Here is a 25,667-nt window from a genome sequence, read left to right as displayed (position 1 = left end):
TGGCATTATCAGCCAGGCATTGTTGGCAGGGGTAGGTTTCCGATATATTCTGATATAATTGATTGAGGTTTTTAGTCTAGCTAGGGGGAAGCAAATTAGTGAAAAAGGTTGGAATGGTTTCGCTGGGATGCGCCAAAAACTTGGTTGACAGCGAAATAATGTTAGGGATGTTACGGGACGCGGGATATGAGATTACCAGCGATTCCCAGGAAGCTGACGCCATTATCGTAAATACCTGTTCCTTTATCGGTCCCGCCAAGGAAGAGTCAATTGATACTATCTTGGAGATGGCTGAATATAAATCCCAGGGCAACTGTCGGGCCCTCATCGTTACCGGCTGTTTGAGTCAACGCTATGGCGAGGAATTGATGGAGGAAATGCCGGAGGTCGACGCCGTAGTGGGAACCGGTGACTTCGACCAGATTGTCAATATCTTGAATTCTGCCCTGGAAGGTCGACGCACCACTCAGATCGGGGACAAGAATATCTCTTATGAAAAAGAGCTACCGAGAATGCTGTCTACCGGCGGCTACAGTGCCTACGTTAAGATCGCGGAGGGCTGTGATCATCGCTGTGCCTTCTGTGTTATTCCCAGTTTGCGGGGTAGGTTTAGAAGTCGTTCCCTTGAATCCATCGTTACAGAGGTTATGGGGATGGCGGTTCAGGGCACCAAGGAAATCAACCTCATCGCCCAAGATACCTCGGCCTACGGAATAGATCTATACGGCAAGCCTCAGCTGCCGGAACTGCTGCGCCGGCTGGCGCAGATAGAAGGGATAGAGTGGATTCGGGTCCTGTATACCTATCCAGCTAATCTCACCGATGAGCTCCTCGAAGTGATGGCGACGGAGCCTAAGGTTTGCAAGTACCTGGATATTCCCCTCCAGCACGCCAATGGGAATATCCTTCGTCGGATGCGCCGTCCCGCCGATCAACTGAGAATTAAGGAACTGATTGAAAAAATTCGCCGCAGGATTCCCGATATTACCCTGCGCACTACCTTGATCGTGGGGTTCCCTGGAGAGACAGAAGCCGCCTTTGCCGAGCTCTGTCAGTTTGTCTCTGAGATTGAGTTTGATCATGTGGGAGTTTTCCCCTATTCCCGGGAAGAGGGAACGGAGGCCTATGATATGGAAGGTCAAGTCGATGAAGAGGTTAAGCTGCAGCGCAGGGATAAGCTGATGCAGATCCAGCAGGGTATTTCATGGCGGAAAAATCGACAGCGGGTGGACAAAATCTATCCCGTGTTGATCGAGGGTACTTCCCAGGAATCTGACTTGGTGATGCAGGGCAGGGGTCCCTTCCAGGCTCCAGAGGTTGATGGTGTGATATATATCGGTGATCCCAGCCTGAAGGTGGGGGACATTGTTCCGGTAAGAATTACAGAAGCGTATGCCTATGACCTTGTCGGTCAGGTTGAGGAGGACGAAGGGTGAACTTACCAACGACTTTGACCATCGTTAGGATTGTACTGGTTCCGGTGTTTATGGCACTGGTCTTGGTGAAAATTCCCTACGGGGCCTATTTTGCCGCCCTGGTTTTTATCTTGGCCGCCATCACCGATGGTTTGGATGGGTATATTGCCCGCAGTCGCAATCAAGTTACTAAGCTGGGTCAGTTATTGGATCCCATTGCTGACAAGCTCCTGATCTCCGGGGCTTTGGTCAGTTTGGTTCAGATGAATTTGGTCTCGGCTTGGGTAGCGATGATTATTATTGGGCGGGAATTTGCTGTCTCAGGCCTGCGAATGGTGGCGGTGACGGAAGGAATTGTGATTGCAGCCAGCAAGTTGGGAAAGATTAAGACCATCACCCAGATCGTAGCTATCGTTGCGATTTTACTTCAGCTTCCCGGCGCTCTGTTCCTTTTGTGGTTAGCCGCTTTGATCACCATCGTCTCAGCGGTGGATTACTTTGCCCGGGCCGGGAAATTCCTCAATCTTGATTCCTCCAAGTAACCAGACTGTCGAGGAAACCTTGGTTTGGTTGTCTTTCATTGGTAGGATGGACAAATGTTGCTTGGCCGCTCCTTGGATGGAGCGGCTTTTTTTCGTTGATTCCATGTTATAATGGTCAGGCAGGGGAGGGCTACACAAAATGAACAAGACACGTATATCCATTATTGTCATAACATTGGTAATCGTCACACTACTGGGCGTGGCTGGGCAGAGACTACTGTATATGCAGAAGGTGGAGCGCCCTCTGAAGGAGAGATTTTTGGCTATCACCGGAGTCGAATCCTTTGAATTGCTGGAGGTTCCCGGTGGACAGGAGCTGGTGGTTGCAGTGGCCAAGGATGTTGATTTGCCTCGGCTTTATCGCCAGTTGCAGGCCACTGCTCGGGAAGTCCTAGGCAGCGATGGTGGGGAGATCGAAATTTTGGATCAATCCAGTCCGACCCTAGAGGAAGTTCTGCATAGGGTCCATTTTGTGATTCAGGAAGGGATCGCCACCGGGCGATTTACCGTGATGAACGATTCCGTTGCACAGGTGATGGTTAATGAAGGGATCTCCAACTATAAGCTAGCCGTAGATAGTGACAATGTCTATCTCCAGATAGGTCAGGGAGAAAATTACCTCTACTCCGTTTTTCCTAGGGCATAGTCAAGCACCTAACAACACGGGACGTAGCAAGATATGGGGAGGGATTGGTAGTTTATGAGGAGTCCATTCAAAGAAGTACTGATCGGAACAGCCCTAGGGTTAATGGTAACTTTGGCTATTGCCGGCGTTGACATCACGCCCTTAGTAGTCCTGAGCGGGATTGCCGTCGCCTTTAAGCTCATGGCCGACGGAAGGCTGGGGCAAAATCAGTTGGAGACGGTGAGCAAGGTGGCTAAGAATTCTCCGCCAACTACCTTCGCCGATATCGGTGGCCAAGAGGTAGCCAAGCGGGAGTTGATGGAAGCCTTGGAGTTTGTTACCGATGCCGCCAAGTGTCGCGCCCTGGGGATTCGTCCCATCAAAGGGATACTGTTGACCGGACCGCCGGGTACAGGAAAGACCCTATTAGCTAAGGCCGCGGCTAACTACACCAATTCTACATTTATCGCCGCCAGTGGTTCGAATTTCGTTGAGATGTATGCCGGTGTGGGGGCATCCAGGGTGCGCCAGCTCTTTCAAAGGGCCAAGGAACAAGCCAAAAAGCAGGGCCTGGCCAGCGCGATTATCTTTATTGATGAAATCGAAGTGTTAGGTGGTAAGCGGGGAAGTAACTCCAGCCATCTAGAATACGATCAGACTCTAAATCAACTGTTGGTCTGCATGGATGGGATCAATTCCGAGGATGAAGTTAGGATCTTAGTCATCGCTGCCACTAACCGGGCGGATCTGATGGATGACGCTTTGCTGCGACCCGGTCGATTTGATCGCATTGTCAAAGTTGACCTTCCCGACAAGGCGGCGAGAAAACACATTCTCCAAATTCACGCCCGGGGTAAACCCTTAAGTCCCGAGGTTTCATTGGATGACATCGCCGCTGAGACCTTTGGCTTTTCGGGAGCTCACCTAGAGAGTTTGCTCAACGAAGCAGCGATTGGAGCAATGAGAAGGAATATGGAGGTCATCACCGCCGAGCACATTAAAGACGCCATCGAGAAGGTGATGCTCGGTGAGAAGCTGCCCCGTCGTCCACGCCCTAGTGAACTGAAGAGAATAGCTCATCACGAGATTGGTCACGCTTTGATTAGCGAGTTGCTGCAGCCAGGCTCGGTCTCCTCGGTGACGATTACATCCCGGGGTTCTGCTCTCGGTTATATGCGGCAAAATCCCCAGGATGACCGGTATTTGTACACGGAAGGGGAGTTAGAGAACCAAATCGCTATCGCTTTGGCGGGTGCTGCCGCTGAGGAACTGTTTTTTGGCAGCAAGAGTACCGGCTCCGTAGGCGATTTTGAGCAAGCAACGCAAATCGCAAAGCGGATGGTACTTTCTGGGATGTCCCCCTTGGGAATTGTCAGCCCCCGGGACCTTTCGGGCCAGGAGCTGCAAAACAATATCGGTAAGATTGTGACTCAGCAATACCAGCGGGTAGTCGACCTCTTGCGGGAGAACGAAGCCGTAGCCCAGCGGCTGGCAGCTCAGTTGCAGGCACAGGAACGGTTGGATGGCTCGGAAATTGCCGAGGCCCTTGCCGGCAAGGCCGCCTAGCCCGCAAAGAGTGACTCCCAGAGAAAGCTGGTTTCACCATTAGGTCCTGGCTAGTAGCTTCGCCGAGAGGCCATACGTCCTGTATAGATCGCACACTGGCCCATTGCCCAGTAGAGGCAATCGTCACAGGAAGCCTCGGTATCATCTTGTTCGGTATTTAACCAGGAATATCCGTAGCCTTGAGCTTCGGCGACAGACTCATACTCGCTGCAGTGACTGGCAATCAGCTTCAAATCCGTCTGATAGTCGTAGTTGGTCCCATCATGCACAACCAGGTGCTCCTTTCTTGGCTGCTATCTGCCCTTAGTATGACCAAGTACAGCAAAAACTCACCATCGGATTTCTCTGCCGGTGGTGAGTTTTGCGATCCCCTTGCAGTGACAGCCATGAAGCAGCACCAGTTATTAGGATTTTCTACTTTTTCCGTTGCTTCCCGTAAGTGCAGTTGCTGGTTCATTGTTGTAGCTGAACTGAATTCTGCGATTGGCGCGGTAACATAGAACTCCCCGGTTGTGATATCCGCCGAAATGGTCGCAACTTAGACAGCGACTGGGGCCAATTTTCCACCGGCGTTCCGGACACCTCACCTGTATGCCTCCAATCTCAGAATCTGTATATTGTTCCAGTTTATTAAAATCATTATACCACCGGGCTGAGGTCGGTCAATGCCTATATAAGAGGGTTTACAAACAATTTACCTAAGTGGATAATTACCCAAGAAGATAATTATGCCAGGCAAGGCCCAGCTCAGGAAACGAGGGTGCAGCCCCTTGCCGGCTTGAAATTTCATCCAGGTGGTGGCGGGAAATAGTAAGGGAAGCCACGAATCAATGGAATATAGTTTCTTTTTGAGGGGGGAAGGTGGCTCCTCAGAATCTTGGGGGGCGACTACGCATATTGAAGGCAGAAATCTTGACCATTGGAACAGAGTTACTTCTGGGGGAGATCGTTGATACAAATGCGGCCTTTTTGTCTCGGGTGTTGGCCGCGTGTGGCATTGGTGTCTACTATAAATCCACCGTTGGGGACAATCTCCAGCGAATGGTAGCGGCCATCAAGCAAGCCATCGGTCGGACAGACTTGGTGATCACCAGCGGCGGGTTGGGGCCCACCAGCGATGACTTGACCAAGGAGGCAGTGGCTTTGGCCTTGGGGCGCAAGCTAGTCTTCAGTTCAGAGGCGGCGGCGATGGTATCAGAGAAGTTCGCCCATCGCCACAGTCGAATGTCTTCCAACAATCAAAGGCAAGCCAAAATCCCCGAAGGCGCCAAATTGATTCCCAACGAATGGGGTACCGCGCCGGGAATCATCTGTGAGTTCCAGGGCTGCACAGTGATTTGCCTGCCGGGAGTGCCGGTGGAATTGGAGGGGATGACCACAAAGACCGTGGTGCCCTATCTCCAAAGTCGGCTTTCCGGTAAGGGTGGAGTGATTCACTCCCGAACGATTCGCTTTTTTGGTATCGGCGAATCCAGTCTAGAAGAGGAGCTTGCCGATATTCTTCAGGCTCAGACCAATCCCACCATCGCTCTCTATGCCGGTTCCGGCGAGGTGCGGATTCGGGTGACCGCCTTTGCGGCCACCACCGAGGAGGCTGAGGCGTTAATCGATCCCGTTGAAGCAGCGATTAAAGATCGGGTTGGTGAATATGCCTATGGTTACGGAGATGATAATCTGGAAGGGGCTACCGCGCGGCTGTTGACCGAGGGAGGATATACCTTGGCGGTGGCCGAGTCCTGTACCGGGGGTCTGGTTTCCCATCGTCTCACTAATATCCCCGGCAGCTCTGCTTTCTATATGCGAGGGGCAATCACTTACAGCAATGAGGCGAAGGAAGAGGTTCTAGGGGTGCCCAGGGATGTCTTGAACCAGCATGGGGCCGTTAGTTGGCAGACTGCTGTTGCGATGGCTGAAGGGGTGAAAAGATGGGCCCAGACGGATTTTGGGGTGGGTGTCACCGGGATTGCTGGACCAGGCGGGGGAACCCCTGAAAAGCCCGTTGGTTTGGTATACGCTGCTGTAGCTGGCCCTGGCCAGACCCAGTGGAGGGAGTTTCGCTTCTATGGCGATCGGGAAATGATCAAGCACAGAACCGCCTCCAATGTGATTAACATGCTGCGGCTGTACATCCTCTCTTTGCAGTAGATGGCTGGCAGTCCGGGCTTGCCAAGGATTTACCTGACCGGTGCCGAAGGACTTCCTATCACCGGCTGTTGCCCTCGGGGGTTGTAGCTAGTCAGGATATGGCTGATATGATATAATGAAGGGGAAGAACAGGTGTTTGCCAAGAGTGTGGATTCTTGGTCGAAAAGGGAGGAAAATAGATCTTGTCCGAGCGTCAGAAAGCACTGGAAGTGGCTTTGAGTCAGATAGAGCGCCAATTTGGAAAAGGTTCGATTATGAGACTGGGAGAGGCTACCCCTGTAGATGTGTCGGTAATTTCTACCGGGTCTTTGGCTCTAGACATAGCTTTAGGAGTCGGGGGGATTCCTAGGGGAAGGATTGCGGAAATTTATGGGCCAGAGTCATCGGGTAAGACCACGTTGGCTCTGCATCTAATTGCCGAGGCGCAGAAAGCCGGAGGAATTGCCGCTTTCATTGACGTTGAACACGCGCAGGATCCCGCCTATGCCAAGAGTTTGGGGGTTGACATCGACAATTTGCTCATTTCGCAACCGGATATGGCCGAACAGGCCCTGGAAATTGCCGAAGCCTTGGTGCGAAGTGGCGCGGTGGATGTCATTATTGTGGACTCCGTAGCGGCCTTAGTTCCTCGGGCAGAGATCGAAGGGGAGATGGGCGATGCCCATGTCGGACTGCAGGCCCGGTTGATGAGTCAGGCGCTGAGGAAATTGACCGGTGCCATTAGCAAATCTCGAACTACGGTCCTGTTTACCAACCAGATTCGAGAAAAGGTGGGGGTAATGTTTGGGTCTCCGGAAACCACTCCCGGTGGACGAGCCCTGAAATTCTACTCCTCTATTCGCATGGATATTCGTCGAATCGATTCTATCAAGCAGGGGACCGAGGTTGTGGGCAACCGCACCCGGGTTCGAGTGGTGAAGAACAAAGTTGCGCCCCCCTTCAAGGAAGCTCAATTTGATATCATGTACGGAGAGGGTATCTCTCGGGAGGGCGACATTCTAGACGTTGGTGCAGATATGGACATCGTCTCCAAGAGTGGAGCTTGGTACTCCTATGGGGATATCAGGTTAGGTCAAGGCCGGGAAAACTCAAAGCAGTTCTTGAAGGAAAATCCTGACTTGGCCCGTGAAATTGAAAACAAGATCCGTGAGAAGGCCGGGTTGCCTCTTTTGATTCTGCCTGAAGAGCAAGAAGCTCAGGAGAGACAGGCTCAATGAGTCGAGGCAGCAAAGGACCATCCCTGCCCCAGGTTCCCAAGGAGGGTGGTCCCTGGCAGCTAACGGCATATCGGTTTCTCGGTCAAGATATCGAGATGGAGTTGGATGGCAAGTACGTAATCAACCTCGATGCTGAGATTTTCTACCAACAAAGTTGGACAGAGGGGACTCAGATCACCGATGTCCAATTACAGCAAACGATCAATGCCCATGTAGTGAAGTGGTGTAAGCAGCGGGTGATCAACTTCCTATCCTATCGGCAGCGGACGGAAGAGGAGATTCGCCGCTATTTACAGGGATTACCAATAGACGCCGATTGCATTGATGAGGTGATCGGCTGGCTGAAACAGCAGGGACTAGTTGATGATCGCGAGTTTGTAGTTCGTTGGGTTCAGCATCGCCTAGCCACTAACCCCATGGGTCGACGACGATTGTTCTTAGAGCTCAGGCAAAAGGGAGTAGACAAGAATTTAATCGAAGAGACCCTTGATGAAGTTAGCCATCTTCTGGATGAGTCTGCTATGGCCCTGCAACTGGCCAATAAGCAGCTTCGCAAGTACAAAGACGCTGATTCACTGACTGTCAGGCGTAAGCTAACCGCCTTTTTGCAGCGGCGTGGTTTTGAGTACAGCGCCATCAAGCACGCGGTGGCAGAGGTACTACAGGAATCAAACTGTGACTGAGAGTCATAGCTTGACAGTGTATTCCCCAAAGGGATAAAATTAGACGAGCGGGCTTTGTGTTAGACGAATTTGCTATAGATTGCAGGACGAAGATGGCTGGCAGCAACTTAGAGTGGTATCTGTTGGGAGCCGAGTGTGATACTCGGCTTTCCTTCATCTAAGCTGTCTGACATGTTGTACAAGAATGTGCTCTTGCTAGCCTGACCTAGGAAATGAAAATAGATCGGGATTTGGAGGTGAATCGCATTACCGCTTTATATTATGTACTTGTAGCAGCTGTATCCCTTGGCATTGGCTACCTAGTGAGGAAGTTCATTGCCGAGGCTAAGATAACCTCAGCTGAGGAGGCCGCGAAGAGGATTCTCCTGGAAGCCGAGAAGGAAGGCGAAGCTAAGAAACGGGAAGCTTTGCTAGAGGCCAAGGAAGAGATCCACCGCCTTCGGGCTGAACAGGATAGAGAAAATCGAGAACGGCGTAACGAGCTGTCGCAGCAAGAGCGGCGACTGGTGCAGAAGGAAGAGGTTCTCGATCGGAAACTTGAAGGTGTAGAGCGGAGAGAGGAGCAGATCGCTCGACAAAGGACCCAACTGGAATCGATGCAGCAGGAGTTAGAGGAAACCCTCAATAAGCAGCGCGCCGAGTTGGAGCGTATCTCCGGTCTAACCACAGAAGATGCGAAGGACCTGATTCTGACTCAAGTCAGAGAAGAGGTCAAACACGAAACAGCAAAAATGATCAAGGAAATCGAAACCCAGGCTAAGGAGGAGGCGGAAAAAAGAGCTCGCAATGTCATCGCCCAAGCGATTCAACGCTGTGCTGCAGACCATGCCGCGGAGACAACGGTGTCTGTAGTCAATTTGCCCAATGATGAGATGAAGGGCAGAATCATCGGTCGTGAGGGACGAAATATTAGAGCTCTGGAAACCCTTACCGGAATCGATTTGATTATCGATGACACGCCGGAAGCAGTGATTCTGTCTGGCTTTGATCCGGTACGGCGGGAAATCGCTCGCATCGCCTTAGAGCGGTTGATTGCCGATGGTCGAATTCATCCGGCTCGGATCGAGGAAATGGTTGAGAAGGCCAAGAAGGAAGTTGACTCGGTTATCCGGGAAGAGGGCGAGCAGGCTACCTTTGCCACCAAGGTACATGGGTTGCATCCTGAACTGGTGAAACTGCTGGGTCGTTTGCGCTTTAGAACCAGCTATGGACAAAATGTGCTCAATCACTCGATAGAAGTTGCTCACTTGGCCGGGATTATGGCAGCAGAATTGCATGCCGATGAAAAGGTCGCCAAGCGGGCGGGATTGCTGCACGATATTGGTAAAGCCATCGATCACGAGGTGGAAGGTACCCACGTACAGATCGGGGTAGACCTGTTGCGCAAATACGGAGAATCCGAGGCTGTCATCCACGCCGTAGCTTGTCACCATGGCGACACTGAAGTGGAATCCGTAGAAGCTGTCTTAGTGGCGGCGGCTGATTCCATTTCGGCAGCCCGTCCTGGAGCTCGCCGGGAGACGCTAGAAGCCTATATCAAGCGACTGGAGAGCCTAGAGGCCATTGCCGATTCCTTTGAAGGTGTGGAAAAGGCCTTTGCCATCCAGGCCGGTCGTGAGATTCGGATTATGGTGAAACCCGATCGGGTAGGCGATCAGATGTCTGCCCAGATTGCCCGAGATATTGTAAAGAGAATCGAATCGGAATTAGAGTATCCAGGTCAGATCAAAGTTACGGTGATTCGGGAAACCCGAGCCGTAGAGTATGCCCGCTAGGAATTTGTGGCCTGGCTATTGCCTACGAGACACCCTGACGGGTGTCTCGTTGTATACCCCCGCGATGAATTCGAGAAAAATTGTGAAAATTATCCATTAAAAAAAGGAATCCTCTCTCCTTGCATCAATATATTGGTATAGTAGTATCAGGGATTGCACACGAACATGTCCAAACACATCGAGGGAGGTTGACAAGACATGGAAGTACTAAAGGTTTCCTCCAAGTCAAATCCAAATTCTGTTGCTGGAGCGCTAGCAGGGGTACTACGGGAGAAGGGCACCGCCGAAATGCAAGCCATAGGTGCCGGAGCACTTAACCAGGCAGTGAAGGCGGTAGCCATAGCCCGAGGATTCGTCGCTCCCAGCGGAGTAGATTTGATCTGCATTCCAGCTTTTACCGACATTTTGATCGATGGAGAAGAGCGAACAGCGATCAAACTCATTGTGCAACCGCGCTAAGCACGTTGTACCTAGTTGTAACTTAAGTTGGAGTTCCTGTCTATTCCCCGTGAGTAGACAGGTTTTTTTCATGTAGGCTCACATAAAGGGGAGGAGTTACAGTGATAGCTGATGCCCACATAGATACAATGTCTTTCTTGCTACATAATCACTTAGAATTTGGTGTGCGGAATTCTCAAAGCCACGTAGATTTGCCTCGGCTGTTAGAGGCTGGGGTGAGGCTGCAAATCTGTGCCCTCTTTACGCGACCGGTGGCAAATCGGTCGGTACAACTGCAGGAAATTCTTCGGCAGATCGCCTATGCCCGGCAGCAATTTGCCCTCAATGAAGACCGGGTGGTTCACGCTGAAACCGCAGACCAGGTAAGGAACTTGGCTGCCGACAAACTGACGGCGGTTTTGTCAGTGGAAGGTGGCGGAGCTCTGGCAGGGGATCTGGCAATGCTGGACATCCTCTTTGCCCTTGGTGTGCGGGGGCTGACCCTTACCTGGAGCCACCGCAATGAGCTCGGTGATGGGGTGGGTGATCCCCAGGCTGCAGGCGGGCTCACCGGTTTTGGTCGCCAGGTTGTTGCCCGCATGGAAGAGCTGGGCATGATCGTCGATGTTAGCCATTTGTCTGAGGCGGGCTTCTGGGATGTGATGGATACGGCCCAAGGCCCAGTGGTTGCCAGTCATTCCAATGCCAAGGCATTGTGTAACCACCCCCGTAATCTCACCGATGCCCAGCTTCAGGCCATCGGTGAGCGAAATGGGTTTATCGGGATTAATTTCCTGCCGGCCTTTCTCGATGACGCCGGTATAGCCTCTGTCGATAGCATTCGCCGCCATGCGGTACACATTGCTGAAAATGCCGGAGTTCATTGCCTGGGATTTGGATCTGATTTTGATGGAATCAGTCAGCTTCCCGAGGGAATTCAGGATGTTCTTGGTTTTCCTCAGATCCTAGAGGTCCTCAGCAAGGAGTTTAGCTCGGCGGAGATGGAGTTGATCACGCATCGGAACCTGCAGCGAGTGTTGACGGAAATTCTTCCGGATTAGACAGATTTAATCAACAAGACCCAGCCAAAGGTTGGCTGGGTCTTTCTGTTTTAGGAACAGTACCGAAGGGACACAATAGACGTAGTTTGAGTCAAGTGAGGGGGGATGACTTTTGGCAGTCACCAAGATAGTGGAGCTGGTTGGTGAATCGAAGGTGGGTTGGGAAGACGCAGTCAGATGTGCCGTCAAGACTGCTTCACGAACGATTCGCAACATTACCGGTGTCCACGTACTCAATATGACGGGAAATGTCAATGATGCCGGCGAGATCGTGGAATACAAAGCGGACATCGAAATCGCCTTTCTTGTCGATGGTACCGATGATTAAAAGGATGAGCTTGAGGTTACCGGTGCCGGAGGCCCGGCACCGGATGGTCACGGTGCACCAGTAAATTCAGTGAACTGGAGGAAAAAGCCGATGTCTCGTCTAGCCCAGAGTGTTTCTTCCGATCCCGTCAGGGTCCAGAATCAAATGGACTTTGATTATGTCGTCACGGAAATGCGGCCAAAGCCCAACTTGCTGCAGAACCTACTGCGAGCCTATCTCGTCGGTGGTGCCATTTGTATGGGCGCTCAGGCAATCATGAACTTCATGTTGTCTCTCGGGCTCAATCAGACCCAGGCGGGAGGACGCACTGCCGTAATTCTAATTTTCATCGGTGCACTCCTGACGGGGCTTGGGGTGTACGATCAGTTGGCTAGATTTGGGGGAGCTGGTTCTGCAGTTCCCATCACGGGATTTGCCAACACGGTGGTAGCTCCAGCAATGGAGTTTTCCCGGGAAGGGTACGTGTTGGGCATGTCCGCCCAGCTCTTTACTATTTCTGGGCCGGTGTTGGTCTATGGAGTGCTCTCTGCAGTTATCTCCGCCGGAATCAAACACATGTTCGGTTTCTAGATCAGGTAAGCGGTAGGTGATAAAGTGCAACAGGGGAAAGTGGGCAAGCAGAGCATTAGTTTCGGTGAGGGAGTGGGAATCAAAGCTACAGTCACCGTGGTTGGTCCGATGGAAGCGGCCGGTCCATTGGGACAGTACTTTGATCACGTCTTGCCCGACACCAGATACGGCGAGAACTGTTGGGAAGGCACAGAGAGCAAGATGCTCAAAGAGGCTTTTCAGACGGTGATAAATAATGCTCTAGTCCCACTGGAGGATGTTGACCTGCTGGTGACCTCGGACCTGCTTGACCAGCTAACGGCATCGAACTATGCGGTACGGGAAATCCCAATTAATCACCTAGGCGTCTACTCGGCTTGCGCTGGATTTGTCGAAGGGGTAATAGTGGCTGGTATGGCACTGACGGGCGGTTTTGCCAAGAACGCCGTTGTTGCCGTTTCCAGTCACCACGACGCAGCTGAGCGGCAGTATCGGTTTCCCACCGAGTTAGGTGTTCAGCGCCCGCTTTGGGCCCAGTGGACCGTTACCGGGGCTGGGGCTGCCTTTCTGGAATTTCCTGCCCGGGACTCCCTGCGGGTGGTGAGGGCTACCATCGGCCGGGTGGTGGACTATGGGGTTAGGGATGCGTACAATATGGGTTCAGCCATGGCACCGGCGGCGGCCGATACCATCCAAGCCCACCTCCGGGACTTTGACCTAACCGCAGATTACTACGACCTAATCCTAACCGGCGATTTAGGCCACGTTGGCTTGACGGTGCTTCGGGAATTGCTGACACGCCGTGGAATCTCCATCGGTAGAGGGCTCGATGATTGTGGGGTGATGATCTACGATCGGGAGCGGCAGGACGTGCATTCCGGCGGTAGTGGCTTGGGATGTGCTGCCGCGGTGTTCAATTCCTACATCGTTAAGCAGTTTCGTCAAGGCCGGTGGAAAAAAGTCCTCTTGGTGGCCACCGGTGCCCTCCACAGCCCCGTTCGAGTTAAGCAAAGTGAAAGCATTCCGGCAATTGCCCATGCCATTGGGGTCGAGGTTATAGGAGGTTGAAGGAAGTGGACTATCTGATGGCTTTTCTCGTCGGCGGAGCAATCTGTGCCTTGGGCCAGGTACTCTTTGACACTACGAAGTTAACAATGGCCCATATCATGGTGTTATTCGTGGTGGCGGGTTCGGTGCTGACCGGCTTAGGCATCTATGACAATTTGGTTCGCATCGCCGGGGCTGGAGCTACTACCCCGGTATCTAACTTTGGCTTTGTGTTGACTAAGGGAATACTGACCCACCTAGAACGAGATGGATGGTATGGACTGCTTTCCGGTGTCTTCGAGTTTGCCGGGGCGGCCATTGCGGCCACGATGCTTTTTGGATTCGCCGCGGCGGTGATTTTCAAACCTAAGGGATAGTATAGAAAAGGGAACATGGTCGATACTAAAAGCGCTTGCAAAATTTGTGGTTAGTGTCATTAGGGAGGTCATCGAGAGATGGAATGGGTTGGAGCGCTAGTCAGACTCGTTGTGTCTGCACTTGTATTAATGTTCGTAGGAGCCATCTTGCCGGGCTTTGAGCCCTTGGGATTCTGGAACGCCCTTCTGGCCGCCGCAGTTATTGCCGCGGTTGGATGGGTCGTTGAGGCGACTATGGGCAAGAATATTTCCCCGTATAGCCGGGGGATAGTTGGATTTCTGGTTTCGGCCATCATTATCTGGGCCGCCCAGTACGTCGTACCGGACATGTCGGTGAGCATTCTCGGAGCTTTGCTGGCTGCCTTTGTCATTGGAATCATCGACTTGTTTGTCCCCACCAGTATTCGCTGAGGATTCGAGTCTTCAAGAGAAGGTCTTGGTAGGAAGGGGAGGTTGTAGGCTAATGCATCGGAGCAAGGTGAGAGTGATTTTGGTAACCGATGGAGACAGAACCGCGCAGGAAGCAATGGAAGTGGCAGCACAAAACATCGGTGGCCGGTGCATCAGTGCATCGGCCATTGATAACTTCGCTCCCGATGCCAAGGAGTTGTTGGCCATGATCAAGTCCGCGGCTGGGGATCCCGTAGTAGTTATGTTCGATGATCAAGGTGAGGAAGGTCTTGGAAAGGGAGAGCAACTCTTGGCCCGAGTTGTATCTGATCCTGATATTGAGGTACTGGGAGCCATCGCGGTGGCTTCGAATACAGAGGGGGTCCGGGGTGTAGAGCCGGATTTTTCTGTCACCAAGGATGGAGACATCGTCGCTGGTGGTGTTAACAAGGAGGGACATCCCGTTGAGAGCCCACTGATCAAGGGAGATACCGTCGATGTCTTGCGAAAACTGGATATTCCTATCATTGTGGGTTTGGGTGACCCTGGGAAAATGCAATTTGCCGATGCTGCCGCCACCGGAGCCCCGGCAACTACCGTTGCCCTACAGGAAATTCTGCGCCGTAATGGGGAATGACGATGGAAATTCAACGGACACTCAAGGAAAATCTGGAGCTCCTCAGACCAAAGCTGGGAATTGACAGCAGCTTTGATGTGATGCTGAGAGAGTTTCTTATCGGTCAAACTCCCGCGGCTATGCTGTACTTGGATGGTTTTATCCAAAGCCAGGTCACCTCAAGGGTGTTGGAGCACCTGATGAAGCTGACCCGCGAGGATATCCTCCCCAACCCTATCGAAAAGCTCATCCAATCCCATATTCCCTATTTTGAAGTAGCCACCATAGACAATCTGGAAAGCTGCGTCGATGAGGTGTTGGCAGGACAAGCTGTCTTGTTGCTCGATGGCTGCACCCGCGCCATCGCCATAGATCTTCGCCAGTATCCAAATCGAAGTATCGACGAGCCGGACTTAGAGCGGGTCACCCGGGGCTCCCATGATGGATTTGTGGAGACCGCCCTATTCAATGTCAACATGATTCGCCGGAGACTGCGGGATCCAGGGTTGCGTTTTGAAGCCGTTAGGGTTGGGCGGCGCTCCAAGACCGATGTGTTTATTGGTTATGTTAATGACATTGCCAACCTAGAATGGGTCAACCACACCCGAGAGCTTTTGCAAAGCATCGATACTGTCTCCCTGACCATGGGGGCCAAGACCTTAGAAGGATACTTGGTCAGAAGCAAACTGAATCCCTTTCCCACGGTACGTTATACCGAACGGCCTGACGTGGTGGTGGCCCATCTTCTCGAGGGGCACATTGTCCTGTTGACCGATACCACGCCTACGGCGATGCTCTTCCCCGCCAGTGCCTGGCACTTTACTCAACACGCGGAGGAGTATTTCCAGAATCCCACGGTGGGAACCTATCTCAAGTGGGTCCGTTTTCTTGCTATTTTGGTGGCCTTTCTAATGACTCCGCTCTGGTTCTTGCTGGCCGCTAACCCCCAACTGCGTCCAGAGTGGTTGCAGTGGCTGGGCCCTCGGACAGGAAGTGAAATCCCGCTGTTCCTACAGCTGGTGATTCTCGAGCTTGCCATCGATCTAACCCGCATGGCCTTTATCCATACGCCTTCGGCTCTGGCCAGTTCCCTAGGGTTGGTGGCGGCCATTTTGTTGGGGGATTTCGCCGTACAGGTGGGGTTGTTTGTTCCTGAGGCCATATTGTATCAAGCCACCAGTGCAATCGGCTTTTTTGCCCTGCCAAACTATGAGTTCTCCTTGGCCCTTCGGATCTTCAAAATCCTGACGCTAATTCTCACCGGGTTTTTCGGCTTATATGGCTTTCTAGGAGGAATTGGGTTCACCTTGGCGGTGATGGGGGCAACCCGATCCTTGGACCTGCCCTATTTGTGGCCCTTAATTCCCTTTGATTGGGTTGCACTGAAGCGTCTCATTCTTCGATATCCCATTCCTGAGGTGACCAGACGTCCTAAGCGGCTCAAGACCCAGGATGAGGACCTAGCCTGAGAAAGGTGGCGATGAGATCAGTGGTTCGAGTCGGTATTCCCCGGGCCCTTGCCTTCTATGATTATGGCTCATTGTGGATGCAGTTCTTTGCAGAGCTAAATATCCAGGCGGTGATTTCACCGCCGACCAATCGGAGCATCGTCGATATCGGGGTGAGGTTGGCCACCGACGGTACCTGTCTGCCGGTCAAGACCTTCTACGGTCATACAGCTTATCTGGCCAGCAGGTCCGACTTGGATTGGATTTTCGTTCCCCGCATCATTGGAGTGAGAAGGCGGGAATTTATCTGTCCGAAATTCATGGGGTTGCCGGATTTGGCTCGACACGGAGTCACAGGCAAGGGTAAAGGACCAAGAATATTGGCCCCGAAAATCGATTTGCGCACCGGCAGTTGGGGCACCCTTCTGGAGATAGCCAGGATGGCTCGCAGCCTAGGAGTAAACCCGATGCAGGCCATCGCCGGATATCAAAGGGCTTTAGCTGCCTACCTTGAGGGACGGGATAGGTTAGAGCCCAGGGATCAGGAGGCCAATAGTCTCGCGAAAGGGTCTTTATCCATTGGAATCATCGGGCACCGTTATCTCATTGAGGACGGGTATCTCAGCATGGATCTAGTGACTAAGCTGAGGGCCATGGGCGTCAATCCTATCATTGGTGATCGGTTGCCCCAAGATCTGATTGATGTCAAGGCCAAAAGCTGGCCGAAGGAAATGTATTGGCGTGCCGGACGAATTGCCTTTGGCAGTGCTAGAGCTTTCTTAGATGCCAAGCCCGTCCCCGTGAACGGGGTGATCTACATAGCAGCCTTTAGTTGTGGTACGGACTCGATTATCGGGGAACTAGTAGAACGGGAAATGCGGCGCAGGGAAATGCCCTTTCTAGCGGTTAACCTCGATGAACATACCGGGGAAGCGGGAATGATCACCCGGTTGGAGGCCTTTGTGGACTTAATTCGATGGAGGAAGGATACCGGTGAAATGCACTTTTCCGCACATGGGTAATATCTACATTCCCATCAAGGCTTTGTTGCAGGAGTTGGGATATGAGGTGATAGTTCCTCCCCCTTGCACAGAGGAAACTCTGAACATCGGGGTAGCCTTGGCTCCGGAGACCGCTTGTCTGCCCCTCAAGGTGCCCGTCGGCAATTTCATCGAAGCACAGCGACTGGGGGCTGAAGTCGCCATCATGGCCGGAGGTGTTGGTCCCTGTCGCTTCGGTTTTTATGGCCAAGTGCAAAGGGAAATCCTGCGGGATCTGAATATTGACCTCGACGTGATTATCCTGGAACCACCACAGGGGGACTGGAACAGGTTTTGGCGCCAGGTGCAGCTTGTGCGTCGAGACCAACCCTGGTCGGCGGTGGCTCGGGCGCTGCGAATTAGCTGGCACAAGTTTCAGGCCCTTGATGTACTAGAGACTGCGGCCCGACAGGCCCGTCCAGTGGCTGCGAATCCTCGGCAAGTGGACGCAGCCCTCTCCCGGGCTCTGCAGCGCCTCGATCAAGCCCAAACAGTGGCCAAGGTAAAGGAGGCAGTGGCCCTAGGGGTAGACAGGATAACTGGCCTAAAGGTGCCAGGACGAAAACCTCGACTGAGGATTGCCTTGGTGGGGGAAATTTACACCCTGCTGGAGCCCTTTGTCAATTTGGATGTGGAAAAGCTGCTGGGGCGTCATCGGGTATTGGTTGAAAAAAAGGTGCAGATCGGAGATTGGGTCAAACACCACTTACTACTAGCCCCCCTGCAGCCAAGGCAGCAGAACCAGATGGCTCGGATCGCCAAGGGTTACTTGTCCGGTCCCGTTGGGGGCCATGGCTTGGAGTCTGTAGCCCATGCCCTGGAGTTTGCCCGCCAAGGCGTTGATGGAATCCTGCATCTGTTACCCTTCACCTGCATGCCTGAGATTGTAGCCCAGAGTGCCTTGGCCCAGGTTAGCAAGGATCTCGGTCTTCCCATTATGACCTTGGTTTTGGACGAGCAGACGGGAGAGGCCGGTTTTCATACTCGCATCGAAGCATTTTTAGATCTGCTGTCTCGACGACAGCAAGGGGAACCGGGGGTGGCAGCGCGATGAGGTCAGAGGCGCTATATCTAGGATTGGATGTGGGTTCGGTAAGTACCAATGTGGTTGTGATAAACGAAGCAGGCAAGTTGCTGGCGAAAAAATACCTCCGCACCCAAGGTCAGCCCATTAAGGCTATCCGAGAGGGACTGAGTGCCATTGGGAGCAGCTTTGACAATGCTCAAATCAAGGGTGTGGGGACAACGGGTAGTGGGCGCCGCCTGGCGGGGATTATTGTGGGGGCCGATGTCGTCAAGAACGAAATTACTGCCCACGCGGTGGCCACATCGATGAGTGTTCCCGGAGTGAAGACAGTGCTTGAAATCGGGGGACAGGACTCGAAGATTATCCTCTTGGAAAATGGAGTGATTCGGGACTTTGCGATGAATACCGTATGTGCCGCGGGAACAGGTTCCTTTCTCGACCAACAGGCTGCCAGGCTGGGAATTCCCATTTCTGAGTTTGGTGCCCTGGCGCTCAAGGCAAAGGCTCCTGTCCGCATTGCCGGCCGGTGCACGGTATTTGCGGAATCAGACATGATTCATAAGCAGCAGACAGGACACAGTATTGAAGATATCATCGCCGGGCTGTGCGATGCCATGGTGCGCAATTACCTCAATAGTGTTGGTAAGGGCAAAGACCTGCGTCCAGTAATCGCCTTTCAAGGTGGGGTTGCGGCCAACATTGGGATGCGGTATGCCTTTGAGCGAGCCCTAGGTCAAGAAGTGGTAGTCCCCGAACACTTCGATGTGATGGGAGCTTTGGGAGCAGCCCTACTGGCTAAGGAAGAGGTGAGAAAGACTCAGACAAGGACAAGATTTCGGGTTTTTGATGCAGTGGAACACCGTTATGAATCCCGCAGCTTTGAATGTCAGGATTGCGCCAATGCCTGTGAAGTTGTGGTGGTGTTGATGGACGGTGACCCGGTAGCAACCTGGGGTTCGAAATGTGGCAAATGGGAATCAACGAAGCAGGAACTTCCCATTGCCCGCTAGGTTGCCCCTCGTTGACCGCCTCAAAGTGCCTATGATATCATAGAATACATTGAGGCTTGCTCGTGAGAGGGGAATGACCATGCAGTTGCAGGGTACGATACAGGTAGATACTAATGGTCATCTGGTGGTCGGCGGATGCGATACTGTAGAACTAGCTGCTGAGTTTGGCACTCCGTTATATGTGATTGACGAAGCCCGGTTGCGCCAGATGGCCCGGCGTTATAGAAGCAGTTTCAACAATTACTACCCTGATACCAAGGTTGCCTATGCCGGCAAGGCGATGCTGACCTTGGCGATCTGTAAAATCATTGAGTCGGAAGGACTCTATCTCGATGTGGTGTCCGGGGGAGAGTTGTATACCGCGATTAAAGCAGATTTTCCCATGGAGAAAATTCTCTTTCACGGCAACAACAAGTCCACCGATGAGCTTGCCTTGGCTCTAGATCATCGTGTGGGCCGCATCGTTGTTGATAACTTCTATGAACTACAGTTGTTAGCCCAGTTGGCCGCGGACCGAGATCAAGTTGTCGATGTGTTGCTTCGGATTAGTCCAGGGGTGGAAGCCCATACTCACTCCTATATTCAAACGGGACAGCTGGACTCAAAGTTCGGTTTTGCCATTGCCCACGATGTGGCCCTCAAGGCCGTTGAGCTGGCCCTAAAGTCTTCACACCTCAACCTCAAAGGGATTCATTGTCACATTGGCTCCCAGATCTTTGATATCAGCTCCTTTGTTCCCACGGTGGAGCGGATGCTGGGCCTAGTGAAGGACATCGCGCAGACATTTAACTATCCAGTTTCCGAGGTGGACCTGGGGGGAGGTTTGGGAATTCGGTATCAGCAAGGTGACACTCCCGTAGGTCCTGAGGCTTTGGCTCAACTGATTGCAACGGAAGTAGATCGAGTTAGTAGTGACTTGGGTATCCCCAGGCCCACATTGATTGTGGAACCGGGGCGTTCTATTGTAGGGGAAGCAGGACTAACCCTATATACAGTGGGCTCCATTAAGGACATTCCCGGAATCCGACGCTATGTGGCCGTCGATGGGGGAATGAACGACAACCCCCGGGTGGCTCTCTACCAGGCCAGATATGAAGCCGTTGTGGCCAATCGGATGCATGCAGCCAAGGAGGCGACGGTGTCCATTGCCGGCAAGTGCTGTGAGTCCGGGGACATGTTGATCCACGACATCGAACTTCCCCACCTACACCCCGGCGATATCTTGGCGGTTTTTTCCACCGGAGCTTACAATTATTCCATGGCCTCAAACTACAACCGTCTCCCGCGCCCGGCGGTGGTCTTGGTCAGTAACGGGCAAGCCGACCTGATCGTCAAACGAGAGACCTATGAGGATTTGATCCGGTTGGATCTGATTCCTCAGCGGCTCCAGAAGGACTCGGCTGTCACTACCGGAAGGGAGTAGAGGTTGATGTTCTCCGCGGATTTTAGGACCCTGATTCTAGCTGTTCCTGCTGTCCTATTTGCGATTTCCATCCATGAGTTTGGACATGGCTTGGCTGCCACCTGGTTAGGAGATCCTACCCCACGGGTACAGGGGCGGTTGACTCTCAATCCCTTGGCCCATCTGGATATTATGGGTGCACTGATGTTTATTTTGTTTCGCTTTGGATGGGCTAAGCCCGTAATGGTCAATCCCTACAACTTAAGACCGGGACCAAAGAAGGGGATGCTGTTGGTGGGGATTGCGGGACCGGCGGCTAATTTTATCACCGCCTGGGTTTGTACCCTACTGTGGCGCCATTGGCCCACAATGTTGTTCCCCTTTAACGTGTCGATGGTTGCCGTCACGTTTCTGCAGATCAACGTCATCTACAATCTGAGCTTAGCGGCCTTCAACTTGATTCCAATCCCTCCTTTAGATGGCTCTAAAATCCTCTTTGGATTTCTCCCCCGTAGGTTCTATCCCGTTGCTGTTTGGCTTGAGCAATACGGGTTTTTCGTCTTGCTCTTGCTGTTGGTGACGGGCATGGTGGGACGGCTATTTCTCCCGATTGTCAGCCTTCTCCAACGCCTCTTGTTTTATCTGACTTAGGTGGATCGGTGGGAGATGTGCCTGTGCGCATTTTTTATCGGGTAAGACAATTTTTCCGCAGCTGGCGGGTTCGATTGGTGCCGGAGGATTACGGGCTTTTAGTGGAGTATCTCAACGAAGGGGAGCAGGCCCTGTTTTTTCGCATGGCCCCAGCGGATCAACGCCATTGTCTGGACACCGCTAAATCCGCGCTGGGCCAGGAGGCTGCAAAGTCCTTGGATTCAGAGGAGTTTCGGCTCCTTCTTCGCAGCTGTCTGCTGCACGATGTTGGCAAGGCTGCCGGTGACTTAGGGGTATGGTCTCGATCGATTATTACGATGTTATTGGCTTGCTCCGAGGGTTTGGTTCGGCGATTGGCAGCCTATGGAGCCAATCAACAGGCAGGCTCCTTTCTATGGGCTTGTTACGTGCATTTCCAGCACCCGGCAAGGGGAGCCCGCTGGCTGGCTGATGTGGGCGCGGAAAGGGAGTTGCTGGAGCTGGTTCTGTATCATCACGAGGATTGTTACCCTGGTAACAATCCTCTCCTGTTGGACATTCTGCGGCGGTGTGATGAAATGAACTGAGAGGTAACGTCGGGAGGAATGGAAAATGTCCTACGAGGTGCGACTCCCGGTTTTTGAAGGTCCTCTAGATTTGCTACTGCATCTGCTGGAGCGAGAGGAAGTTGACATTTGGGACATTCCCATAGTGCGGATCACTGAGCAATACTTAGCTTATCTTCGTACCATGCAGGAGTTAGACTTGGCAGTGGGGGGAGAGTTCTTGGTGATGGCTGCTACCCTGATGCAGCTCAAGGCCCGAACCCTCTTGCCAGGCACATCCCTGATAGATGAATATGATGACGATCTGGACCCCATTGAAGAGCTGACGATGCGGTTATTGGAGTATCGGGCCTTCAAGGAAATTGCCGGGGTGTTGGGTGAAAGGGCGCAGTACTGGAACCAGATTAGGTTTCGCCCTATTGCCCAGCAACAGCTAAAACCCAAGTACGCAAATCCCGTGGGTAACAGTACCGTAGATACTCTCTGGAAGTGTTTTCAGCAAATGGTGGCTGATCGGGCGGATTTGCTCCGAGTTCGGCAAGTGCAGCGACGGGAAATCGATCTGCAGCAGACGATGGAGAAAATCGAGGGGTGTTTGGCCCAGGGACCCAGGACCTTTAGCCAAATGCTGCCGCCGCAGCCGACTACAGCGGAGCTGGTGGTTCACTTCCTTGCAGTGTTAGAATTGATGCGGCTGGGCAGATTGGTGGCTCAACAGTACGGTAACTTTACCGACATTCACTTGCAGTTATGCCAAGTCAACTAGTCAGGGGTGGCGATTATGACATTGGAAGAAGCGAAGGCGGCTCTGGAAGCGATGCTCTTTTCTTTATCGCGACCGCTGTCAGCCCAGCAATTGGCTGAAACACTGGATATAGAAGTGGGTACCGTGGAGGGTTTGCTTGACCAGCTGGCCCAGCAGTATCGGCAGGAACACCACGGCATCCAGTTGTATACCCTGGCCGGCGGATATGTCTTAGGGACGAAGCCGGAATACAGTCGGTATGTGCGGCATCTTCACGAGCCGGTGATTCGAGGGGGATTATCCCAAGCTGCACTGGAAACCCTAGCGGTAATCGCTTACAAGCAACCCTGCACCAAGACCGACATTGAAATGATTCGGGGCGTGAATGTCGACTCGGCGGTGAATTCCCTCCTCAGTCGAGAATTGATCACCGAGGTGGGCCGCAAAGATGCTCCTGGTCGTCCGATCTTATATGGGACCACCGAGGAGTTCTTGGTGTCCTTTGGGATTAACCATCTCGATGATCTGCCACAGCTTCCCGAGAAAACCCTCCTTCAGCTAGAGGAGATTGAGGCGGCAGCCACCGGTGAGGAGTAGACAATTAATTTGAATAATGTGCCAGCAAGGGGGCATCCTGTCAAACAAAGGAGAGATGGCATATGCCATGGTTGATAGGATTAGCGGGATTAATCTTGCTGGCTTTTTTTGTGCCAATTTGGATTGGATTTCAGTACAGCAAAGACGGCAGCCAGGATGAGCTCAAGCTGATTCTGCAACTATGGCCCGCGGGCAAAGTCACCGGCAGGAACCAAGTTATTGATGGATGGCTGGGCAAACTGTCTCGCCGGCTAAGGGCTACCTTTGTCCTTCACGGTCCCGCTGAAGGATCCCAGGAAAAGGCCCCAGGGCAAACCCATCAGCCTCGGGATGCAGGATCCGGTGTAGAGGATATCATCGCCAGCTTCAACTGGGCTGTAGACCTTATGCGTCGCTTTCTCCAGGGGGAGTTGGGCCATGGAGACGGAGGCTTGCCCCCTTGGGCTGCACTGGCCACTGCCGGGCTTGGAAGGATTCGATACTGCGAGGAATTCCAGTGGAACACCAAGCTGGGAACGGGAGGAGCTGCTGGGACCGCCATAGCTGCCGGGAGCCTGTGGGGGCTAAAAGGGAGTCTAATGGCCCTGGTGGCTGGTCACGTGGAATTTAGCCATCCTCCCCAGATTCAGGTCACGCCGGACTTTGCCGCCTCGGGACTTCAGACTTTCCTCCATTGCATATTCCGGATCCGCATCGGTCATGCTATCATTGTCGGACTGCGTAGTGTGATTAATGCAGCCAGCGCGAAGGGGGTTAGGATCGTTGGACAGCAAAAACGGACGTCATCATCCCATTGAAGGTTTAATGCAAACCACCATGCAGAGCTTACAGGAGATGGTCGATGTTAACACCATCTTGGGGGACCCCGTTGAAACACCTGACGGAAATGTAATTCTGCCGGTATCCACAGTCTCCTTCGGTTTTGCGGCGGGGGGGACGGAATACCAAGCCTCCGAAGATCGTAATAGACAAGAGGGAAGCAACAGCTCATACCCCTTTGGCGGCGGCAGTGGAGCCGGTATGTCCCTTCATCCTGTGGCTTTCTTGGTGGTGGGGCAGGGGCAAATCCGGTTGATGCCAGTGGACCGCACTGCCATCTATGATCGGTTAATTGATTTAGCTCCTAAACTGGTGGATCAACTGCAAGCAATGAGGTCCAAGAGCGAAAGACAACCCAGTTGGGTCCACAATGATGGAGTTACGCAAAGGGTGTAGGAGAACGATGACACGTGAAAAGGAGAAGGACTGGGTGCCCAAGGTCGGTGTGAACCGGCCTTGGGCGAAATTTGGCCCTCTTTGGATGTTGGCGCTGTTGGTCTTGTTGTTAGGAAATTGGCCTATCGTTGCAGCCGCCTCGCCCACTCCTCCCAGAGTCAGTGCAGCTTCAGCAATACTGATGGATGTCACCACTGGCGCCATTCTCTTTGAAAAAAACGCTTATCAGCAGCGACCGATGGCGTCGACAACCAAGATCATGACAGCGGTCTTGGTTTTGGAGCAGATGGATCTGCAAAGTCAAGTTGCTATCGACTGGACCAGCGCCAATACCGAAGGGTCCTCCCTGTACGTAAAACCTGGAGAAGTATACTCCGTTCGGGATCTGTTGTATGGATTAATGCTCCGTTCCGGTAATGATGCCGCGGTGGCCTTGGCTCAAAGCGTCGCTGGCAGTGTCAGTGAGTTCGCCAAGTTGATGAACCAAAGGGCCGCGCAGCTGGGGATGACTCAAACTCAGTTTACCAACCCCCACGGCTTACCTGACAACCACCACTATTCCACCGCCTACGATATGGCGGTTTTGACCCGATATGCCCTACACAACCCCAGGTTTGCTGAAGTGGCAGCCTGCAAGGAAACCACGATTTTTCGTCCCTCCCATGGAACCTGGCCGATTCGCAACAAGAATCGACTGCTGTGGGATTATGGCGCCGACGGGGTGAAGACGGGATATACTCGGGCTGCGGGCCGCTGCCTAGTGGCCTCGGCTACGAAAAATGATCGCCAGTTGGTGGCGGTGGTGCTCAATGCTCCCGATATGTGGACCGATGTGACCGCTTTGTTGGACTATGGGTTTCAAGCCTATGAGAATGTTGTGCTGGTCACTAAGGGCGAGGCCTATGGCGCCGTGGATGTAATCGGCGGTACAGTCGGCCAGGTGCAGGCCCTAGCCACAGAGGATTATATCCTTACCGTTAAGGCTAATGCTCCCAGGGAGGCTCAGATCCAGGTAAAGCTAGCTGCGGATTTGCAGGCGCCGGTGCGAGCAATGCAACCGGCGGGGCATCTAGTTGTTTCCTATCCGGGGCAGGCAGACCGCATCATATCGCTGGTGGCTGCACAGGAAGTGGCAAGAAAGCCCTGGTCAACTCAACTTTGGGAGAAGGTTACCGCTGGATTTGTCCATCAAACCGACCACAATTAAACTGTT

Annotated in this window: 29 protein-coding genes; 28 read left to right on the top strand and 1 reads right to left on the bottom strand. The window is 52.9% G+C overall.

All coding sequences use genetic code 11. The features are described from left to right. Positions 1-113 precede the first annotated feature (113 nt). The 4 genes from rimO to GX030_09880 all read left to right on the top strand — a co-directional run bounded on the left by rimO (position 114) and on the right by GX030_09880 (position 4,148). Complete coding sequence (gene rimO, locus GX030_09895) at positions 114-1,436, top strand: 30S ribosomal protein S12 methylthiotransferase RimO (protein NLV92686.1); 1,323 nt, start codon at positions 114-116, stop codon at positions 1,434-1,436. Further along, on the top strand, positions 1,433-1,957 hold the full coding sequence (gene pgsA, locus GX030_09890) for a CDP-diacylglycerol--glycerol-3-phosphate 3-phosphatidyltransferase (protein NLV92685.1): 525 nt from the start codon (positions 1,433-1,435) through the stop codon (positions 1,955-1,957). The genes rimO and pgsA overlap by 4 nt, the downstream gene beginning before the upstream one ends. Positions 1,958-2,096: 139 nt before the next feature. After that, entirely contained in the window at positions 2,097-2,603 is a 507-nt protein-coding gene (locus GX030_09885; protein ID NLV92684.1) for a hypothetical protein, read from the top strand. Positions 2,604-2,657: 54 nt separating this feature from the next. Further along, the gene (locus GX030_09880) at positions 2,658-4,148 is read left to right on the top strand and encodes an AAA family ATPase (GenBank protein ID NLV92683.1); all 1,491 of its coding nucleotides are present in this window, start codon (positions 2,658-2,660) and stop codon (positions 4,146-4,148) included. Positions 4,149-4,198: 50 nt separating this feature from the next. Here the strand turns inward: GX030_09880 and GX030_09875 are convergent, their stop codons facing one another. Then, the gene (locus GX030_09875) at positions 4,199-4,417 is read right to left on the bottom strand and encodes a hypothetical protein (GenBank protein ID NLV92682.1); all 219 of its coding nucleotides are present in this window, start codon (positions 4,415-4,417) and stop codon (positions 4,199-4,201) included. Between the two features lie 628 nt (positions 4,418-5,045). On the opposite strand from GX030_09875, the gene GX030_09870 reads away from it, so the two are divergent. The 24 genes from GX030_09870 (at position 5,046) to GX030_09755 (ending at position 25,661) form a co-directional block, all read left to right on the top strand. Continuing rightward, positions 5,046-6,293 (top strand): competence/damage-inducible protein A, encoded by a 1,248-nt coding sequence (locus GX030_09870; protein ID NLV92681.1) that lies wholly within the window; start codon positions 5,046-5,048, stop codon positions 6,291-6,293. A 182-nt stretch (positions 6,294-6,475) separates the two neighbouring features. Beyond that, positions 6,476-7,510: a recombinase RecA gene (gene recA, locus GX030_09865; protein ID NLV92680.1), complete on the top strand. Its 1,035-nt coding sequence runs from the start codon at positions 6,476-6,478 to the stop codon at positions 7,508-7,510. Further along, positions 7,507-8,193, top strand: coding sequence for a hypothetical protein (locus GX030_09860; protein ID NLV92679.1), 687 nt, complete (start codon positions 7,507-7,509; stop codon positions 8,191-8,193). The genes recA and GX030_09860 overlap by 4 nt, the downstream gene beginning before the upstream one ends. Positions 8,194-8,405: 212 nt before the next feature. After that, entirely contained in the window at positions 8,406-9,968 is a 1,563-nt protein-coding gene (gene rny, locus GX030_09855) for a ribonuclease Y (protein NLV92678.1), read from the top strand. Between the two features lie 198 nt (positions 9,969-10,166). Then, positions 10,167-10,427 carry a stage V sporulation protein S gene (locus tag GX030_09850; protein NLV92677.1) on the top strand — a complete coding sequence of 87 codons (261 nt, stop codon included), beginning with the start codon at positions 10,167-10,169 and terminating at the stop codon, positions 10,425-10,427. 101 nt (positions 10,428-10,528) lie between these two features. Further along, a complete protein-coding gene (locus GX030_09845; GenBank protein NLV92676.1) occupies positions 10,529-11,467 on the top strand; it encodes a membrane dipeptidase in 939 nt (312 codons plus the stop codon). Between the two features lie 112 nt (positions 11,468-11,579). Continuing rightward, a complete protein-coding gene (locus tag GX030_09840) occupies positions 11,580-11,795 on the top strand; it encodes a dodecin domain-containing protein (GenBank protein NLV92675.1) in 216 nt (71 codons plus the stop codon). Positions 11,796-11,939: 144 nt separating this feature from the next. Continuing rightward, positions 11,940-12,365 (top strand): SpoVA/SpoVAEb family sporulation membrane protein, encoded by a 426-nt coding sequence (locus GX030_09835; protein NLV92674.1) that lies wholly within the window; start codon positions 11,940-11,942, stop codon positions 12,363-12,365. Positions 12,366-12,389: 24 nt separating this feature from the next. Beyond that, positions 12,390-13,412 (top strand): stage V sporulation protein AD, encoded by a 1,023-nt coding sequence (spoVAD, locus tag GX030_09830; protein NLV92673.1) that lies wholly within the window; start codon positions 12,390-12,392, stop codon positions 13,410-13,412. Between the two features lie 17 nt (positions 13,413-13,429). After that, a complete protein-coding gene (locus GX030_09825; protein NLV92672.1) occupies positions 13,430-13,768 on the top strand; it encodes a SpoVA/SpoVAEb family sporulation membrane protein in 339 nt (112 codons plus the stop codon). 78 nt (positions 13,769-13,846) lie between these two features. Next, complete coding sequence (locus tag GX030_09820; GenBank protein ID NLV92671.1) at positions 13,847-14,179, top strand: phage holin family protein; 333 nt, start codon at positions 13,847-13,849, stop codon at positions 14,177-14,179. 52 nt (positions 14,180-14,231) lie between these two features. Next, complete coding sequence (locus GX030_09815; GenBank protein ID NLV92670.1) at positions 14,232-14,795, top strand: stage V sporulation protein AE; 564 nt, start codon at positions 14,232-14,234, stop codon at positions 14,793-14,795. A gap of 2 nt (positions 14,796-14,797) precedes the next feature. Next, complete coding sequence (locus GX030_09810; GenBank protein NLV92669.1) at positions 14,798-16,243, top strand: spore germination protein; 1,446 nt, start codon at positions 14,798-14,800, stop codon at positions 16,241-16,243. An 11-nt stretch (positions 16,244-16,254) separates the two neighbouring features. Next, on the top strand, positions 16,255-17,244 hold the full coding sequence (locus tag GX030_09805) for a hypothetical protein (protein ID NLV92668.1): 990 nt from the start codon (positions 16,255-16,257) through the stop codon (positions 17,242-17,244). Further along, the gene (locus GX030_09800) at positions 17,216-18,316 is read left to right on the top strand and encodes a CoA protein activase (GenBank protein NLV92667.1); all 1,101 of its coding nucleotides are present in this window, start codon (positions 17,216-17,218) and stop codon (positions 18,314-18,316) included. Before GX030_09805 ends, GX030_09800 begins: the two co-directional genes overlap by 29 nt. Then, a complete protein-coding gene (locus tag GX030_09795) occupies positions 18,313-19,299 on the top strand; it encodes a 2-hydroxyglutaryl-CoA dehydratase (GenBank protein NLV92666.1) in 987 nt (328 codons plus the stop codon). The genes GX030_09800 and GX030_09795 overlap by 4 nt, the downstream gene beginning before the upstream one ends. Before the next feature lie 79 nt (positions 19,300-19,378). After that, positions 19,379-20,722 carry a diaminopimelate decarboxylase gene (lysA, locus tag GX030_09790; protein NLV92665.1) on the top strand — a complete coding sequence of 448 codons (1,344 nt, stop codon included), beginning with the start codon at positions 19,379-19,381 and terminating at the stop codon, positions 20,720-20,722. A gap of 6 nt (positions 20,723-20,728) precedes the next feature. After that, positions 20,729-21,352: a site-2 protease family protein gene (locus GX030_09785; protein ID NLV92664.1), complete on the top strand. Its 624-nt coding sequence runs from the start codon at positions 20,729-20,731 to the stop codon at positions 21,350-21,352. A gap of 23 nt (positions 21,353-21,375) precedes the next feature. Beyond that, positions 21,376-21,918 carry a hypothetical protein gene (locus GX030_09780; protein NLV92663.1) on the top strand — a complete coding sequence of 181 codons (543 nt, stop codon included), beginning with the start codon at positions 21,376-21,378 and terminating at the stop codon, positions 21,916-21,918. A 25-nt stretch (positions 21,919-21,943) separates the two neighbouring features. Beyond that, a complete protein-coding gene (locus GX030_09775) occupies positions 21,944-22,663 on the top strand; it encodes a segregation/condensation protein A (GenBank protein NLV92662.1) in 720 nt (239 codons plus the stop codon). 15 nt (positions 22,664-22,678) lie between these two features. Then, positions 22,679-23,239, top strand: a complete 561-nt coding sequence (gene scpB / locus GX030_09770; GenBank protein ID NLV92661.1) for an SMC-Scp complex subunit ScpB — start codon at positions 22,679-22,681, stop codon at positions 23,237-23,239. Positions 23,240-23,301: 62 nt separating this feature from the next. Then, positions 23,302-24,036, top strand: coding sequence for a DUF2953 domain-containing protein (locus GX030_09765; GenBank protein ID NLV92660.1), 735 nt, complete (start codon positions 23,302-23,304; stop codon positions 24,034-24,036). Continuing rightward, a complete protein-coding gene (gene ytfJ, locus GX030_09760) occupies positions 23,972-24,454 on the top strand; it encodes a sporulation protein YtfJ (protein ID NLV92659.1) in 483 nt (160 codons plus the stop codon). Before GX030_09765 ends, ytfJ begins: the two co-directional genes overlap by 65 nt. A gap of 7 nt (positions 24,455-24,461) precedes the next feature. Beyond that, positions 24,462-25,661 (top strand): D-alanyl-D-alanine carboxypeptidase, encoded by a 1,200-nt coding sequence (locus tag GX030_09755; GenBank protein ID NLV92658.1) that lies wholly within the window; start codon positions 24,462-24,464, stop codon positions 25,659-25,661. Positions 25,662-25,667 lie beyond the last annotated feature (6 nt).

The sequence above is a fragment of the Bacillota bacterium genome (assembly GCA_012727955.1).
In the GTDB taxonomy this organism is placed as follows: domain Bacteria; phylum Bacillota; class Limnochordia; order DTU087; family JAAYGB01; genus JAAYGB01.
Note: the sequence above shows the minus strand (reverse complement) of the source record. Positions and strands in the feature narration are given on the sequence as shown.